The 15,017-nt window shown below is 54.9% G+C and carries 18 protein-coding genes and 1 pseudogene; 1 reads left to right on the top strand and 18 read right to left on the bottom strand.

The window, feature by feature from the left end; translation table 11 throughout:
• The first annotated feature begins 66 nt into the window (after positions 1-66).
• Positions 67-465 (top strand): cupredoxin domain-containing protein, encoded by a 399-nt coding sequence (locus HGBM_RS11915; protein WP_019121333.1) that lies wholly within the window; start codon positions 67-69, stop codon positions 463-465.
• On the opposite strand, the gene HGBM_RS11910 is transcribed toward HGBM_RS11915, so the two are convergent.
• The 18 genes and pseudogenes from HGBM_RS11910 to HGBM_RS11830 form a co-directional block, all read right to left on the bottom strand.
• The gene (locus HGBM_RS11910; RefSeq protein WP_019121332.1) at positions 455-1,657 is read right to left on the bottom strand and encodes an MFS transporter; all 1,203 of its coding nucleotides are present in this window, start codon (positions 1,655-1,657) and stop codon (positions 455-457) included. The two genes, HGBM_RS11915 and HGBM_RS11910, sit on opposite strands and share 11 nt — an antisense overlap.
• A 22-nt stretch (positions 1,658-1,679) precedes the next feature.
• Positions 1,680-2,618, bottom strand: coding sequence for a 4-hydroxy-3-methylbut-2-enyl diphosphate reductase (locus HGBM_RS11905; protein WP_019121331.1), 939 nt, complete (start codon positions 2,616-2,618; stop codon positions 1,680-1,682).
• A gap of 23 nt (positions 2,619-2,641) precedes the next feature.
• Positions 2,642-3,583, bottom strand: a complete 942-nt coding sequence (panE, locus tag HGBM_RS11900) for a 2-dehydropantoate 2-reductase (RefSeq protein ID WP_019121330.1) — start codon at positions 3,581-3,583, stop codon at positions 2,642-2,644.
• Positions 3,584-3,594: 11 nt separating this feature from the next.
• The gene (locus HGBM_RS11895; RefSeq protein WP_019121329.1) at positions 3,595-4,683 is read right to left on the bottom strand and encodes a quinone-dependent dihydroorotate dehydrogenase; all 1,089 of its coding nucleotides are present in this window, start codon (positions 4,681-4,683) and stop codon (positions 3,595-3,597) included.
• 126 nt (positions 4,684-4,809) lie between these two features.
• Positions 4,810-5,934: an alanine dehydrogenase gene (gene ald, locus HGBM_RS11890; RefSeq protein WP_019121328.1), complete on the bottom strand. Its 1,125-nt coding sequence runs from the start codon at positions 5,932-5,934 to the stop codon at positions 4,810-4,812.
• A gap of 137 nt (positions 5,935-6,071) precedes the next feature.
• Positions 6,072-7,304, bottom strand: a complete 1,233-nt coding sequence (locus HGBM_RS11885) for a PucR family transcriptional regulator (protein WP_019121327.1) — start codon at positions 7,302-7,304, stop codon at positions 6,072-6,074.
• Positions 7,305-7,386: 82 nt separating this feature from the next.
• Complete coding sequence (locus HGBM_RS11880; protein ID WP_019121326.1) at positions 7,387-7,740, bottom strand: response regulator; 354 nt, start codon at positions 7,738-7,740, stop codon at positions 7,387-7,389.
• A gap of 151 nt (positions 7,741-7,891) precedes the next feature.
• Positions 7,892-8,029, bottom strand: coding sequence for a hypothetical protein (locus HGBM_RS31080; RefSeq protein ID WP_019121325.1), 138 nt, complete (start codon positions 8,027-8,029; stop codon positions 7,892-7,894).
• A gap of 41 nt (positions 8,030-8,070) precedes the next feature.
• Positions 8,071-8,415, bottom strand: coding sequence for a spore coat protein (locus HGBM_RS11870; RefSeq protein ID WP_085963069.1), 345 nt, complete (start codon positions 8,413-8,415; stop codon positions 8,071-8,073).
• 18 nt (positions 8,416-8,433) lie between these two features.
• Positions 8,434-8,727 (bottom strand): hypothetical protein, encoded by a 294-nt coding sequence (locus HGBM_RS11865; RefSeq protein WP_019121323.1) that lies wholly within the window; start codon positions 8,725-8,727, stop codon positions 8,434-8,436.
• Positions 8,728-8,820: 93 nt separating this feature from the next.
• Positions 8,821-9,297, bottom strand: a complete 477-nt coding sequence (locus HGBM_RS32490; protein ID WP_245552965.1) for a methyl-accepting chemotaxis protein — start codon at positions 9,295-9,297, stop codon at positions 8,821-8,823.
• A gap of 42 nt (positions 9,298-9,339) precedes the next feature.
• Positions 9,340-9,849: pseudogene (locus tag HGBM_RS32485) on the bottom strand (protoglobin domain-containing protein); the annotation flags it as partial.
• Positions 9,846-10,502 (bottom strand): response regulator, encoded by a 657-nt coding sequence (locus tag HGBM_RS11855; protein WP_019121321.1) that lies wholly within the window; start codon positions 10,500-10,502, stop codon positions 9,846-9,848. The pseudogene HGBM_RS32485 and the gene HGBM_RS11855, both read right to left, overlap by 4 nt.
• Positions 10,474-11,568, bottom strand: coding sequence for a PAS domain-containing sensor histidine kinase (locus tag HGBM_RS11850; RefSeq protein WP_019121320.1), 1,095 nt, complete (start codon positions 11,566-11,568; stop codon positions 10,474-10,476). The genes HGBM_RS11855 and HGBM_RS11850 overlap by 29 nt, the downstream gene beginning before the upstream one ends.
• Before the next feature lie 105 nt (positions 11,569-11,673).
• The gene (locus HGBM_RS27305; RefSeq protein ID WP_019121319.1) at positions 11,674-12,111 is read right to left on the bottom strand and encodes a GAF domain-containing protein; all 438 of its coding nucleotides are present in this window, start codon (positions 12,109-12,111) and stop codon (positions 11,674-11,676) included.
• 147 nt (positions 12,112-12,258) lie between these two features.
• Positions 12,259-13,932, bottom strand: a complete 1,674-nt coding sequence (locus tag HGBM_RS11840; protein ID WP_019121318.1) for a b(o/a)3-type cytochrome-c oxidase subunit 1 — start codon at positions 13,930-13,932, stop codon at positions 12,259-12,261.
• Positions 13,932-14,420 carry a cytochrome c oxidase subunit II gene (locus tag HGBM_RS11835; protein ID WP_019121317.1) on the bottom strand — a complete coding sequence of 163 codons (489 nt, stop codon included), beginning with the start codon at positions 14,418-14,420 and terminating at the stop codon, positions 13,932-13,934. The genes HGBM_RS11840 and HGBM_RS11835 overlap by 1 nt, the downstream gene beginning before the upstream one ends.
• Positions 14,421-14,460: 40 nt before the next feature.
• The gene (locus HGBM_RS11830; protein ID WP_019121316.1) at positions 14,461-14,604 is read right to left on the bottom strand and encodes a cytochrome c oxidase subunit 2A; all 144 of its coding nucleotides are present in this window, start codon (positions 14,602-14,604) and stop codon (positions 14,461-14,463) included.
• Between the last annotated feature and the right edge of the window lie 413 nt (positions 14,605-15,017).

Raw genomic sequence — 15,017 nt, 5'->3', positions numbered from 1 at the left:
TCCACTCATACAAAACTGGGTTTCCTTCCCATACTAGGATTATCTGCGAATAAGGAGATGACTGTCATGTCTAACCGGTTTCCGCGATTATACCTGGTAGGGTACCCCCTGTTTGCCTTAGGGATGATCCTCTCCCTGCTGGCCCTTCACAGCTTTTCTTCGTATAAAATCTCCACTGCGTCCACCGGGGTCAAGCTGCAGTCGGTAACGATTACCAGCTCCGGTTTTTTGCCTCAAACATTAAAATACCACGAAGGAGAAAAGATTTCCCTCGTGGTCGTCAATACAGACCAGCGTCCGCATAACCTCGTCATCAAGTCACTGCAAATCGAGTCGCCACCCTTGAAACAAGGGGAAGCGACCACGCTGTCCTTCACGGCCGCCAAGAAAGGCGCTTACTCGTTCTACTCTGACGCGCCGGGCTACCCGGAGGCCGGTTATCGGGGAACACTCGTCATTGAATAGCGGGAGTCCGGCGGAACGGACCGAAGCGGATCAAGAGCAGCGGGATCAGCCCCAACACGGTGATCACCCCGAAAAAATAATAGGTAGCCAGAATCCCGGCATAATCCATGATGATGCCCCCAAACAGATTGCAGGTCATCGAGCCCAGTCCCTGGCCGAAGGAAGCGAAGATGGCAAGCGCTGTTACCTGCAGAGAAGCGGGCGTATTTTCGCGGACGAACTGGGCGGCCGAAGCGGCGTAAAAACCGACGGAAATGCCCTGCAGAAAGAAAAGGGCGATCACCGCCGCGGCACTTGGTGCCGTGCCGTACCACAGCCAGCGGATGGCACAGACCAATCCGGCTGTCAGGATCGTCATCTCCAGCCCCCAGCGCCGTACAAAAAATCCGGCCGCTTTCATAAATGGCGCTTCACTGCCGGCGAAGAGCAAAAACGCGAATCCGATTCCGGCCACCGTACCGCCGATATGCTGATAATACAAGGCGAAGTAGATATTGTGGGCGTTGATTGCGCCAAAAATGAAAAACGCGCTGACGAGAAACAGCAAAAAGCGCGGCAGCCTGATCAACTGGCGCATGCCTTGAAAGACATTGGTGCCAAATTCTGTGCCTTGGTCAGGTATCCTGCGCAAAAACAGGGTCGACAGCACAAATGCGCCGCCGTAACAGAAAAAAATCGCATTGACCCCCCAGGCTTCCACTGCCTTTCCGGTAAAGAAGACGGAGATGGCAAAGCCGATCGCTCCCCACAGGCGCAGGTTGCCAAACTGCATGTTTTGTTTGTAGGCGTACGAGAGCGCAAGACTGTCAGAAACAGGGGTAATCGCGCTTTGAAACAGGGAAAGCAGGATGAACAGCAGCACGACCCAGGCGTACGAGGTCAGCAGGCAAAACACCAGCGCAGCCGCCGCCGAGGCGATGAGCATGAGCGCCAGGAACGGACGGCGGGTGCGGTAGTGATCGCAGAGCATGCCCCATAGCGGCTGGGCGACGATGGAGACGATCGGCGGGATCGCACTGATGGTCCCGATCTGGGTTCCGGTCAAATGAATCGACTCGTAATACAGGGAGATGAGCGGGTTAAACGCCCCTAACCCGTAGTAGACAAACAAGTAAAGCCCGCTGATGGCGAGGTAGGTGTGCGCCGGATTTTCGCCCGCCGCCTTCGCCAGTCTCGTCTCTCCATTTCCCATCGGTGTCTCTCTCTTTCGTTCCTTATCCCTTAACGGTTGGAAGCAGTTTATCCATATTGACTGTCCGCTTTTTCTCCCATGTCGCTGGATCAGCCTCGTCATACTGTTCGAGGAAGTTGATGACCTCTTTGGTCAGCGGCGTCGGCGTAGAGGCACCGGAAGTGACGGCCACTTTTTTCTTGCCGCGCAGCCACTCCAGATCCAGTTCGGACAAGTCGCCGATTCGGTAGGCAGGAACGCCGGAGATCTCTTCCGCTACCTGCGCCAGCCGGTTGGAGTTGTTGCTCCGCGGATCCCCCACGACAATGCACAGGTCTGCTTCCCCTGCCTGCGTGGCTACGGCTTCCTGCCTTACCTGTGTAGCCAGACAGATCTCATTGTGAATCTCCACCTGGGGAAAGCGCTGTACAATCGCATCCATCAGGTGCTTTACGTCCCATTGGCTCATCGTCGTCTGATTGGTGACGATCAGCTTTTCCGTGGGGAGCTGCAGTCTCTCGATCTCATCCACTGTCTGAACCAAGTGGACGCGGTCAGGCGCGATGCCAACAGCCCCCTCCGGTTCCGGGTGCCCTTTTTTGCCGATGTAGATGACATGGTAGCCATCCGCCACTTTTTCTCTGATCAAATCATGTGTTTTCGTAACGTCCGGGCAGGTGGCGTCGACGATCGTCAAGCCTTTTTCCTTCGCCCGCTTGCGAACTTCAGGCGATACGCCATGCGCCGTGAAAATGACTGTCCCTTTGTCGATTTGCTCCAGCAAGGACAGACGGTCCTCGCCATCCAGCGTAATGATGCCCTCTTTGCGAAATGCCTCGACCACATGGGCATTGTGTACGATCATGCCAAGAATGTAGATCGGACGCGGAAGATCAATATTTTTCGCCGTCGTCAGCGCCAAAACCATCGCGTCGACCACGCCGTAACAGTAGCCGCGCGGCGAGATTCGAATCACTTCCATCAGGCAGCCCTCCTTCCCCTTTATTATACCTTTTCCAGGGCGGCGCGCTTGATTTCGTAGACTTTTAGATTATTGTAAACAATCTGCAGGAGCGGTGTGCTCACGTTGTGCCGCTCAGCCAAACGGAGCAAGTAGCCCTGCAGGTAATCCGCTTCGACAGGCAGTCCCTTTTCCATGTCGCGCAGCATTGACGATTTCATATTATATCCCTGTTTTCCAAACATATCCATTTGTTTCTCGACGATTTGGCTGTCAATCGCAGCGCCAGTCGCCCGGATCACTGCGGCTGTCTCCTCAAACAACTGGCGGGTCAGCTCCGGTCCGTACTGCGAATCCCGGATCGGTCCGACAGCGGCCTGCATAAGCGTGGTCATCCCCGACATCGTCGCGATGAACATGTACTTGTGCCACATCTCCCGCACGATATCTTCACTTAAGACGAAGCTGGCGCCCGCACCGGCGAACAGCTTCTCCAGCGCCTCAACCCTGGATGAGCGGCCGCCCTTCCACTCTCCGTACAGCAACCGGTGGACAGGGCTTGTCTGAATGACGTCCCCGTGCTCGTTTAGCGTTGATTCGATAAAGCAAAGACCGCCCAGTACGCGTTCCTCGCCAAACCTTTGCTGCAGAAGCTCCATGTGGGCGATGCCGTTTAAAAGCGGCAGAATCACGCTGTGCTCTCCCACGTAGGGGGCGACGCTTTCCACGGCTGCCAGCAGTTGTTCGCTGCTGTACGCCTTGGTCGACAAAATGACGAGATCGTACGGCCTAACCGCCTCACCGCTGGTGATCACGTTCGGCTCCAACCGGGCATCGCCGTGGACACTTTCGATCCGCAACCCCCGCTCTGTCAACTGCTGCTTCCGTTTCTCCCGGACCAAAAAAGTCACGTCCGCTCCCTTTTCAGCCAGGCGTCCGCCAAAATAGCCGCCTACCGCTCCGGCTCCCAGCACGAGTACCTTCATCAGAATCCCTCCTATTTATGATCGGCGCCCACCGCTTCGCTGATCGTGGAAAAGCCGTCCCGCTCCATCAGCTGCAGCAGCCGCTTGTTGATTCGCTTGACGATGCCCGGCCCTTCGTAGATCATCCCGGTATAGACCTGCACCAGGCTGGCCCCGGCGCGAATTTTATCGTAGGCATCATCCCCGGTAAAAATCCCGCCGACACCGATAATCGGCAATTCGCCTCCTACTTCCTGGTAAATGTCCCTGATCCATGCCGTCGAGCGCTCAGTCAGCGGCTTGCCGCTCAGACCGCCGACTTCATCAGCGTGGACACGTTCAGACAGACCGTCGCGAGATAAAGTCGTGTTGGTCGCGATAATCCCCGACATTTTTTCTTCCACCGCGACGCGGATGACATCGTGCATCTGTTCATCCGACATGTCAGGGGCTATTTTCAGCAAAATCGGCTTGGCTTTGACCCCTCGCTTCTCCAGCTCCGTCGCTTTGCCGCGGACCCGGCGCAGCAGCTCCCGCAGGCTTTCTGTCTGCTGCAGGTCGCGCAGATTCGGCGTGTTGGGGGAACTGACGTTGATCACGAAGTAGTGGCCGTAGCGGTACAACATGTCCAGGCACTTTTCGTAATCATCAGCCGCCAGTTCGTTCGGCGTCGTCTTGTTCTTTCCAATGTTTACGCCGATCGGTATGTCGGCAAACGCGTAATCAATCAAGCTTTGCGAGGCGATATACGCCCCCTTGTTGTTAAATCCCATGCGGTTGATCACCGCTTTGTCATCTACCAGACGAAACAGGCGCGGGCGGTTGTTTCCCGGCTGTGCGATCGGCGTAATCGTCCCTGTCTCGATGAATCCAAATCCCAGCGCCGCCAAAGCGAGGTACACCTCTGCATTTTTGTCGTATCCCGCTGCCAGACCGACAGGGTTGGGAAACTTCAAACCCCATAACTCAGTCGCCAAACGTTTATCGCCAAACCCGTACAGCAGCCGCATCAAGGTCGTCACCGCCGGATTCTTCTGAGCAAGGTGCAGCGCCTCGATGGTCTTTTCATGAGCTTCCTCCGGGTCAAGCTTAAACAGATACTTCTTTATTAGTTGGTACAAGTTTAGCCCACTCCCTGTTGCTTTTTATCTGCCTTAGAGCATACCACATTCCACTTTATTAGAAAACAAAAACAGGACCGCGCCCGAGCAGCCGGGCGGATCCTGCCTGTCATACAGCAGCTGTTCTTAATTTTTTACCAGTAAGACATCTTGAATGGAATGGTATGGCAATCCATGCGCTTCGGCCACCGACTTATAGACGACTTTGCCATCGATGACGTTTACGCCCTTCGCCAGCGCGGGGTTTTGGATGACGGCGTCGCGGTACCCTTTGTTGGCCAACTGGAGAGCGTAGGCCATCGTCGCGTTGGTCAGGGCCAGCGTGGACGTACGGGCGACTGCTCCAGGCATATTGGCCACGGAGTAGTGGATGACGCCGTGTTTTTCGAAGGTCGGGTTGTCATGCGTAGTAATCCGGTCGCTGGTAGCGATGCAGCCGCCTTGGTCGATTGCCACGTCGACGATGACGGAACCTGGGGACATCGTTTTGACCATCTCTTCCGTGACGAGGCGCGGTGCGCGGGCACCAGGGATGAGCACGGCGCCGATCAGCAGGTCGGCTTTCCTTACGGCATTGGCAATGTTGTAGCTGTTGGACATCAGGGTTTGCACCCTGCCCTGGAACAGGTCGTCCAACTGGCGCAAGCGATCTGCACTGATGTCGAGGATGGTGACGTTGGCGCCCAGTCCCGCAGCCATTTTGGCGGCGTTGGTGCCGACGATTCCGCCTCCGACAATCACGACTTCGCCTTTCGGCACGCCTGGAACGCCGCTCAACAGAACGCCTTTTCCGCCGTAGATTTTTTCCAGGAACTGCGCGCCGATCTGCACGGACATGCGTCCTGCAACCTCACTCATCGGCGTGAGCAGCGGCAGAGCACCGTTGTCCAGCTGAATGGTTTCATACGCGATCGCGATGACCTTCTTGTCCATCAGCGCTTTGGTCAGCTCCGGCTCCGGCGCGAGGTGCAGATAGGTAAAGAGAATCAGTCCTTCACGGAAATACTGATATTCGGACGCGATCGGTTCTTTTACCTTCATCACCATATCCGCTGCCCAGGCATCTGCTGCCGTTGGGACGATTTTTGCTCCTTCGGCGGCGTAGTCGCTGTCATTGAAACCGCTTCCGAGACCAGCGTTTGTTTCAACCAGCACCTGATGTCCGTTCTGGACGAGAGCCGTTACCCCCGCGGGAGTGAGAGCGACGCGATTTTCATTGTTTTTTATCTCTTTGGGAACACCGACAATCATGAGAAAAGCCTCCTTTTAAGTCCGCTAAATTCTTGCATATCTTTATTGTACTGCGACTTTTTTGATTTCTCATTGGTGATTCCCTTGATTATATGGTTGTTCATTTGTGGATTTTCACAAATGGCTGTCGCACCTGACTACTCCCTTAATTTCTCCAGTTTCAGATCGAGGTAGAGGCTGGTGCGCTGATTTTGATCTTCCAGGTCCACGCCGGTAATCTCTTCAATCCTCCGCAGGCGATAGCTCAGCGTATTGATGTGGATGTGCAGCTTTTGTGCCGTGACGCTGGCCTTGCCGGCAGCATCGAGAAAAATTTCCAGCGTTTCCGTCAAGTTGGTCATGTTTTCGCGGTCGTACTGGCGCAATAGCGAAAGACGTTCGTTTTCATACCCTTCCGCATCGGCCCATTTTTTCAGCTGGGGCAAAAAGCGGTAAATTCCCAGATCGCGAAAGCCGTGTACCTGTTTGGTCTCAACCGGAAACAACCGCTTGATCTGCAGGACCTGCAGCGCTTCCTGATAACCGTGTTCGATCTCGCGATACGTCTTGTGGGCGCAGCCGTAAACTTCGGTCACTTTGTGTTCTTTGCCAAACCGCTCGCGGATCTGGGAAAGCAGCTCCGTCAAAAACTGTTCGGCGTACTGGATCAGGGGTACGCCCTCCGCTTCGGCGACAGGAGACAGGCCTAGCAGCATGATGATCTGCTGTCCGTCTGTCACCCACAGCAGTTGATGCCGTTTAAGCCACGGATAGAGAAGCTGTTCCATCTGCGGAACCGTCGATTCGACGATGCACACCAGAAAGGGTGTGGGAAGCCGCAGCTGCAGAGTGTCTGCCTTCTGCTTGATCGCGGCCTCGCTTGCGTGATTGCCGAGCAGCAGCTCCCAGAAAAATTCCTTTCGCCGCTGTTCTTCCGCCTTCCCTTTCCCCTGCCGCTGGAGCAGGCGGGGTACAGCCGCTTTTGCCGCTTGCCGCAGCACTTCATCGTCTTCTGCGGTAATCGCCCGATTCACTTCCTGCGCCCAGATGTAGCCGAGGATATCCGGCCCTTTGCGAATCGCTATGGCCACCCGCTTTCCCAGGCCCACTTCATCCTTTGCGGGAATGTGAACCGGGTCATCTTGAGTGAAAAGCTGCTGGAACACCCCGTCCTTCCACAGCCTGGTCAGCACCTTTTCCGGAACGCGGCGTCCCAGGATCGTAGATGACCGCGCCAGATCCGTGCTGTCGCCGTGCGAGCTGTAAGCGATCAGCTTGTGGTCCACATCTTCAATCGTGATGGGATTTTGCAGCAATTCGCCGATCGCATCGGCCAGCTCGTCTATATCAGCATGTTGAAATTGCAAAAAGTAATTAGGTTGTGAGGTCATTCGAGATTCACGCCCTCTTTAAGTAGCTTCACTTGGACTCTTGCAAAAAAGGAGTCGTTTCCTATTATAACGCCTCGCGTTTCTACACCCAACGGGCGATGGCATCAAGCAGCCGTTCTTTTTGAAAAGGCTTGGTGATAAAGTCTTTGGCTCCGCATTTGATTGCTTCCAGCACCATTTGGCGGTATCCTATCGCTGAACATATCAGAATTTTCGCATTTGGATCAAAAGAAAGAATCCGTCTCAGGGCCTCGATCCCCTCCATGTCCGGCATGCTGATGTCCATCGTCACAATATCCGGTAATAACCGTTTATACAGGTCAACTCCCTCCATGCCGTTAGCCGCTTCTCCGCACACTTCATGAACGCCTTCTAACATTTTGGCAAGCAAATGTCGCATAAAAGCTGCATCGTCAACAATTAGCACCCGAGCCACCGTGACCCTCCTCGACGATCCTCTGTTTTTACCTTTAACTTTTACAGAAACAAGGGGAATTGTCTATTCCTTTTTTCGGGGGACGCTTTTTTGAAAAGCAAAAAGGCAGCCGCCCGGTTCGTCCGGCCGGCTGCCCTGTTCCGCTGTCCCGTTACAAAATCGGGGTATGTGCTTGCGGATTATCGGGCGTTTGCGGATGGGGTGTCGTCTCCCCGATTTCTGGCAGGTCTACCTGGGTGAACTCGTCAGGGACATCTACCTGGGGAATTTCCGGAATCGGTTTTTCCATGTCTGCCCTCCTTTCACCCTTGATCACAGACCAGGGGCTGTTTATTGCATCGCTGCCTGGTAGGGGAATTGCGTGGCGTAACCGCTGAACTGCTGGTAAGCTTGATCCAGTTTTTGCTGGTTTTCCGCCTCCAACTTGTACCAGCCCTTTTGAAACATCAAGTCAAAGATATTTCGCTGGCATTGATGTGTTTCGGTGAGGATCGTCATCATATCCTGGTACAGCTGGTTGTGGCTCGCCTCTCGCACCGCAGTGTTAAAGCTGTCTGTCAGGTATTTCTCCGTGGCCAAAATATCGTTCAAGCGATCCCGGTCGTTCATTTCCGGCCCTTTTACCTGCGGTTCGTTCGGCGGTTTCGGGTTTTGAATCTGATTGTTTTGCATCAACACGATTCAACCGCCTCCTTATTGGGAACCGGCAGGCTGCGGCACGCGGGCCATCGCCTGCAGATTGTTGTTCTTGCAGTGTTTCAGCAGCATGTTGTAGTGACGCATATGCATTTGCCCGGCCCTGTCGATCGCCTGTCTGACCTGGGGATCGGTGCACTCTTTGGCAAAGTGGGCGCACTTCTTCATTGCCAGCAGTGTCCAGGACATGGCGTCCTTGAGATAGGCCAAGTCTTTCGTCGTGACAACTGCCGGCGGTGTCATCATCATCGGCTGTTGTGGCTGTTGCGACTGCCCGGTGGTTTGCAGCATGAAAATACACTACTCCTTTCACCCGTTTATTGGTTCCCAGGTAGTGTTTGCAAATAAAACCGCTTTCATGTATAGATAGGAATATTTACACAACTATACCTCTTTCAGGCGGACAGACATCTGCTCGATTCCGCTCATCAGGGCAGCCAGCTCTTCCGCTGCCGCCGCCTGCTGCTGGGTAATCGACATGTTGGTCTCGATTTGCTGATCGATCTGGTTCATCAGTGACAGCACGAGAGCGACCGATTCCTGAATTTCCTGCGAAGAGCTTTTCGCCCGGTCTGCCAGTTTTCGCACCTCGTTTGCCACCACGCTGAAGCCTCGTCCGTGTTCTCCCGCCCGCGCCGCTTCGATCGCTGCGTTCAGCCCCAGCAAGTTGGTCTGTGACGCCACCTCTGCGACGAATTGGCTCAGCTTCTCAATCACTTTGCTTCGTTCCTGCAGGTTGGCCATCGATTGAACGATCTGTTCCTGCGACTGGGCTAACACGCCGGCTGACGAGGCGTACTCTCTCGCAATCGTGTTGACATGGGATACAGACGCTTCCAATTCAGAAGAGATCTGCTCCATCTGCTTGCGAAAGAGCTGATTCCTCTTCTGCGTATCTCCGATGTACTGCTCCATGATGACCGCAGAATCGAAGAACAGCCGTTTTACGATCGCTTCATAAAACCTGTGCGGATCCGGTGTGTTGTGAATTCTCTCGCTAATCAGACGAACGTAAATGCTGTAGCCCCCCAGGTACCAGGAAGAGGAGAGCCCGACTTTGGCATGGACTGCTCCGACCCTCTTACGCCCTTCAATGTACGCTTCATCGATCCGATCGCTGCCGAGCGACTTGAGATACCAGATTTGCGTTCCTTTCAGCCTCTCCAACGTGCTGTTGTCCCGAATGATTTTGGCCAGGTGATCCCGCTTCATCAATTCCGCGTAAAAAGCGTCGACAATCTCTGTCGCACGGGTGTCAAAAAAGTCCCGATTGCGATGGAGAATCTGCAGATCCTCCTCGGTAACGCCATAATATTCAATCAATTCCTTCCACGTCCCCTGCAAGTCAATCAAACCGCTTCCCCCCCTGGTCACTTCAGTTTTGCATTGGTATTGCAAAGAGGGGCTTTTCATTCAAGATCCAAAAGCCCCTTCTTCAGCGCATACTTTACAAGTTCCGGCCTGGTTTTTAACTGCAGCTTTTCCATGACGTGCGCCTTATGTGTTTCAACCGTCTTGACGGACACATGCAGCAGTTCGGCAATCTCTTTGTTTGAGTAGCCCTTGGCAATGTAGGTGAGGATTTCCCGCTCCCGCTCCGTGAGAACCTGGTAATCGTCCAAGTCCTTGCCCTGCTCGACCCGATGCAGAAACTCCTGAATCAGGGTTCTGGCAGCCGAAGGATACAAGTACGCCGCTCCCTGGTGTACCGTCCGAATGGCAGCGATCAATTCATTGTCGGGGGCGCTTTTCAAGATATACCCTGACGCTCCAGCCTTCAGGATGCGAAAGAGGTATTCCTCGTCATCATGCATGGTTAAAACCAAGACGTTGATCTCCGGCTTCGCTTCCTTCAGCCTGGCAGTGGCAGATAACCCGTTCTCGCCAGGCGGCATGCTCAGATCCATGACGACTACATCGGGGTTTAATCTGATGGATTTGTCAAAGGCCTCTTTGCCGTCTGCCGCCGTATCGATCACTTCCATGTCCGGCTGTGCCTGGATCAACATGGACAGGCCCGTCCGGACGACAGCGTGATCATCCGCGAGTATGATTCTGATCGACATCTGCAAGATCACCGCCTTCGTTCAATGGTACGACCACGTGCACCTCTGTTCCTTCCCCTGGCTTAGAGCGAATCTGCAGCACTCCTCCGATCAGGTGGGTTCGCTCCTTCATCCCGTACAGCCCGAGTCCGGTCCCCTGTACCTCCAAATTGTCAGGGTTAAAGCCGCATCCCTCATCCTTGATGCACAGTTCGACCGTCTCGCCTGTATCCAGCAGCGAGACCGCTATCGTATCCGTATGGGCGTACTTGGCAGCGTTCGTCATCGCTTCCTGGCAGATGCGGTACAGCGCGGTTTCCACCTCGGGACGAAAACGCCTCCTGCCGCCGACAGCCTGGAAGGTTGAGATGATCCCAAACGTTTGCTCGAACCGTTTGACAAACGAGCGGATCGCCGGCACCAACCCGAGATCGTCCAGGGTCGAGGGGCGCAGCTCCACCGCCATGTGTTTGACCTCGTCCAAAGCGCTGGACGCGAGCTGATCCATGTCAGCCAGCAGCTTGCGCATGGACTCCTCCATCTCAAGCCCGTTGACGACCCGCAGTCCGACCAGGATGCTGTACAAAGTTTGTCCGATGCTGTCGTGCAATTCGCGGGAAATCCGCCTGCGCTCGTCTTCCTGGGCCTGAATCATCCGGCTGCTCATCATCCGGCGAAACCGTTCCCGCTCCATTCGCTGCTGCTCGGTCATGTCCCGCAAGATCAGCGCCAGCGCCCCCATGGCTTCGTCCGGAAGGCGGGTCGAACTGGCGATGACCGGGAATTCCTCTCCGCTCTTGGTCCGCAGGCGAATCTCAAAAGACGCCAACCGCGGCTGACGGGCGAAGCAGTCCTCACAGGCGGCTTCCTGTGTGCACGTTGCCATCCCGCGGCAAATCGTACATAGATGTACTTTGCCGACCAACTCCTCAGCCGTCCAGCCTGTCAGCCGCTCAGCCGCTTGATTGACGCCAATCAGAAAACCGTTGGTATCGACAATCAAAATGGCATCCGACATATGTTCAAACAGGGTCTCCAAAAAATGACCCTTGGCTGTATTCGCACCGATCCAATTCATTGTACCCATGACTTTCCTCCCAAGAAATATCTTCCTTGGTGCTCCTGAATAAGACCATTATATCGCTCGCTTGCCATTTGGCCGGGATACAACTGTGTCCTTTTTGGGAAACTTTCACATGAACAGTCTGTACGAGGGATTGGCCAGTTCCCCAGCCTCGGCGATAATGCGCAGGATCGCTTCAGAGGTCAGCTGGCGGTCCTCCCTGCATCCTGCCAGCAGCACCCCGACTCCTTGTCCAGCGGGACCGAACGGCACGATAACAGCAGAGGTCAGGTTCTCTGCCAACAAGATCGGGTAGTTGCTGGGGTCATCTCCACTGCGCGGAGCAAACGCATGGTAGATGACCGGGCAACGCGACATGATCGCCTTCCCGACAAACCCCTTCCCCGTGCGCGTGACGATTCGCTTGTAGCGGTCATACCTGTTTCCCGATCCGTATTTCCAGAGAAGCCGGTTCTTCCCATCGGGCAATGCCAAAGCGACAAAGTCTGCGGAGGTTTCATTTCTTAGCTGATGAAGCTTGGCTTCAATCTCTTCCCGCTGCCCCACCACATACTCCCCCTTTCCGGAAAGCATCCGTAAATTCAAGTCGTCCACCAGGAATAACAGGGTTGTGAGAGGAAAACGCCTCCGCTCGGCACGGAGGCGATCAAACTGACTGCAAACGGCTTTTTGCTTACGCTCTGATCCGGCTGCCTACCACGTGCGGATCGGCGGCGAACCGGGCGGAACATGGGTGACTTGATCCATAATCGGCATACCGTAGGCGATGAGGATCAAGAAGACCGAAATGCCGATCCATACCGGCCATCTCTCCAGGATGCGCGGAGTGGCCAGCGCGCCGGCCGCCTCTTCGCCGATCGGATACTCGGTCATGCCCTTGGGCGCAAAGAAAGCCAGGTAGATGACGATCCCGACCATTAACGCGGCAGCCAGGAAGAGCAGAACGCCGCCGATCGCCATCAGTTGGTGGTACGGCATCCAGCCCAGGGCAGCGGCGCTGTCGCCATACGTCGTGTAAGCCGTGCGGCGCGGGGCTCCCATCAGCCCGAGGTAGTGCATCGATCCCGACATGATCAGCATCCCGATCGTCCACAGCACGGTTTGCAGGATGCCGAGACGGTTGATCCCCGCCGTCAGCGTTCTTCCCGTCAGAGCCGGGATCAGCCAATAGCTGACGCCGAAAAAGGTTAAGGTGACACTCGTTGCTGCCGTCAAGTGGAAGTGGCCGGTGACCCAAATCGTGTTGTGGACGACCTGGTTCAACTGGTTGCTGGCGTTGATAATGCCGCCTGCTCCGGCGGGGATAAACGCCAGCATCCCGATCATCGGCGCAAAAAAGCGCACGTCCTTCCAGGGCAAAACGGCAAACCAACCGAACAGCCCTTTTGCCCCTTTGGCCCGACCGGTCGTCTCAAATACGGCGAACAGCGAGAACGCCGTCATCAGCGTCGGAATGACCACCGCAAAAGTCAGGATGACATGGACAAATTTCCAGTCGGCTGAGACGCCGGGTTCCGTCAATTGATGGTGAAACCCGACCGGGATCGAGAACAGGATCAAGAGCAAAAACGCGAGTCTGGCCAGCGCATCGCTGAACAGCTTCCCGCCGATAATGCGCGGAATGTTGACGTACCAGGCGATATACGCCGGCATCAGCCAGAAGTACACCAACGGATGGCCAAAATACCAGAACAGCGTGCGAGTCAAGAGGACGTTGACCCGGTCGACCCAGCCAAACGACCAGGGGATCAGTAAAAATACCACCGATACCGCAACGCCAATCGTCGCGATAAACCACAGGACGATCGTCGCGACCGCCATAAAGGAGAACAGCGGCGATGTCTTCCCGGGATTCCGTTTCCGCCAGGCCCGATAGCTGGCGATAATGCCGATCCCCGCGATCCAGCTTCCCACCACAAGCAGCGCCGTGCCGATGTAGAAATACGGAGAGGCTTTCATCGGCGCGTAAAAGGTGTACAGCACAGACGCGTCGTTGCGCAGAATCGTCACTACGCCGATCAGCGTGCCCACCGTCATCAGCGCCCAACCGATCCAGCCCAATCGAAGCGATCCGGGCGTCAACGCCCCGCCTGTCGTCCTGGCAACCCCGGAGATGAGGAACCCGATGATGAAAAAGGTCGTAAACACCAGTCCCATCAAGACGCCGTGGGCCGTCAGCAGTTGATAGTAATTGATTCCGCCCGGCAAAGTGACCATGCCGCCGCGGACAAGCCCCTGCAGGACACCGGCAAGCGCGGCAAGCCCAAACGCGAAAAACGCGATCAACAGATAGGCCATGCAGAGCGAAGAAGCGGCCCGGTCCACACGCATCTTTTGAACGGCCGCAGTATCTTTGCGTTCCTCCATCACGATTTCTCCCCTTCCTTACCCTTTACCACGATCCGGGTCGCCATCACCTGGTGGCCAATCCCGCAATACTCGTTGCACAGGATCAAATACTCTCCCGGATCGGAAAATGTATGTGTCAACGTGCTGATATAGCCTGGCGTGATCATCATATTGACATTGGTGCCGGGAATGGCAAATCCGTGCACCACGTCTTTGCTGGTCACCTTGAACGTGACCTTGGCTCCCGCCGGAATCTCGATCTCATTTGGCGCATAACCGAAGATAAATGCCGTCATCACAAGCTCATACTCATTGTCGCCCACCTGCCTCAACCCCGGGTTGTCAAACGGCGGTGTTTGATCCACCTTTGTCGGGTCGATCATCTCCATGTGGCTGGGCGGCATCATCCCCATGGCGAAGCTGTTTACCGATAAAATGAGAATAAAGAGAACGAGGACCCCGCCTCCGAATAGCAGCCAGATTTTTTCGTATTTGTGCAAGTGCATTTGTTTCTCCCTCCATCCTTGCCGTAATCCGCCCCTCGCCCTAGCTGCGGCTCAGAAACAGAAAAAATATGCCGAACCAACTGACGACGATAAATGCCCCGACCAGCAGCACGGATGCCAGCGTTCCTTTCAGCGACGCATTGCTGCCCGTCTTTTCCTTGAACTGCGGCACGTTTCGACTCACTTGTTTCAACCTCCTTTACATCCTCATTCTAGAGGGAAGCAGCAGGCGAGTAAGTCGGGGAACTCCCTGATAACCAAAAGAAAAAAGCCTGATTTTTGCCGCCGGCAGAAAATCAGGCTTTTCATCGCTTGTAGGAGGAGCCAAGTTCGACGAATATTCATATATTTAACGAAAGGAAAAACTTTTGTATGTAGAAAACAATGGGCAGGGAGTGATCTGGTATGCTGACCGAGCGCTGCGAGCGTTTTTTTTCTGGTGCTGCTGCTCGTGTTTTTCTGCCTTTTTATCATGGCGCCGTAACATTCTCGCAGCAAAAAATAAGAACGAGCTTCTTTGAGAGCAGGAGGCTCATTCTTATGGTGGATTCCTCATGTAAGAAAAAATGGCACCGACACATTCTACTTCTGGATCTC

Source organism: Brevibacillus massiliensis, from assembly GCF_000311785.1.
Taxonomy (GTDB): domain Bacteria; phylum Bacillota; class Bacilli; order Brevibacillales; family Brevibacillaceae; genus Brevibacillus_C; species Brevibacillus_C massiliensis.
The sequence above is the reverse complement of the archived record's forward strand: the minus strand, read 5'-3'. Positions and strand labels throughout refer to the sequence as shown.

Excerpts from the sequence above, each read along its gene's own strand:
- HGBM_RS11915 (WP_019121333.1), top strand. The coding sequence starts at position 67 with ATGTCTAACCGGTTTCCGCGATTATACCTGGTAGGGTACCCCCTGTTT.
- HGBM_RS11910 (WP_019121332.1), bottom strand. The coding sequence starts at position 1,657 with ATGGGAAATGGAGAGACGAGACTGGCGAAGGCGGCGGGCGAAAATCCG.
- HGBM_RS11905 (WP_019121331.1), bottom strand. The coding sequence starts at position 2,618 with ATGGAAGTGATTCGAATCTCGCCGCGCGGCTACTGTTACGGCGTGGTC.
- panE (WP_019121330.1), bottom strand. The coding sequence starts at position 3,583 with ATGAAGGTACTCGTGCTGGGAGCCGGAGCGGTAGGCGGCTATTTTGGC.
- ald (WP_019121328.1), bottom strand. The coding sequence starts at position 5,934 with ATGATTGTCGGTGTTCCCAAAGAGATAAAAAACAATGAAAATCGCGTC.
- HGBM_RS11885 (WP_019121327.1), bottom strand. The coding sequence starts at position 7,304 with ATGACCTCACAACCTAATTACTTTTTGCAATTTCAACATGCTGATATA.
- HGBM_RS31080 (WP_019121325.1), bottom strand. The coding sequence starts at position 8,029 with ATGGAAAAACCGATTCCGGAAATTCCCCAGGTAGATGTCCCTGACGAG.
- HGBM_RS11865 (WP_019121323.1), bottom strand. The coding sequence starts at position 8,727 with ATGCTGCAAACCACCGGGCAGTCGCAACAGCCACAACAGCCGATGATG.
- HGBM_RS32490 (WP_245552965.1), bottom strand. The coding sequence starts at position 9,297 with ATGGAGCAGATCTCTTCTGAATTGGAAGCGTCTGTATCCCATGTCAAC.
- HGBM_RS11855 (WP_019121321.1), bottom strand. The coding sequence starts at position 10,502 with ATGTCGATCAGAATCATACTCGCGGATGATCACGCTGTCGTCCGGACG.
- HGBM_RS11850 (WP_019121320.1), bottom strand. The coding sequence starts at position 11,568 with ATGGGTACAATGAATTGGATCGGTGCGAATACAGCCAAGGGTCATTTT.
- HGBM_RS11840 (WP_019121318.1), bottom strand. The coding sequence starts at position 13,932 with ATGGAGGAACGCAAAGATACTGCGGCCGTTCAAAAGATGCGTGTGGAC.
- HGBM_RS11835 (WP_019121317.1), bottom strand. The coding sequence starts at position 14,420 with ATGCACTTGCACAAATACGAAAAAATCTGGCTGCTATTCGGAGGCGGG.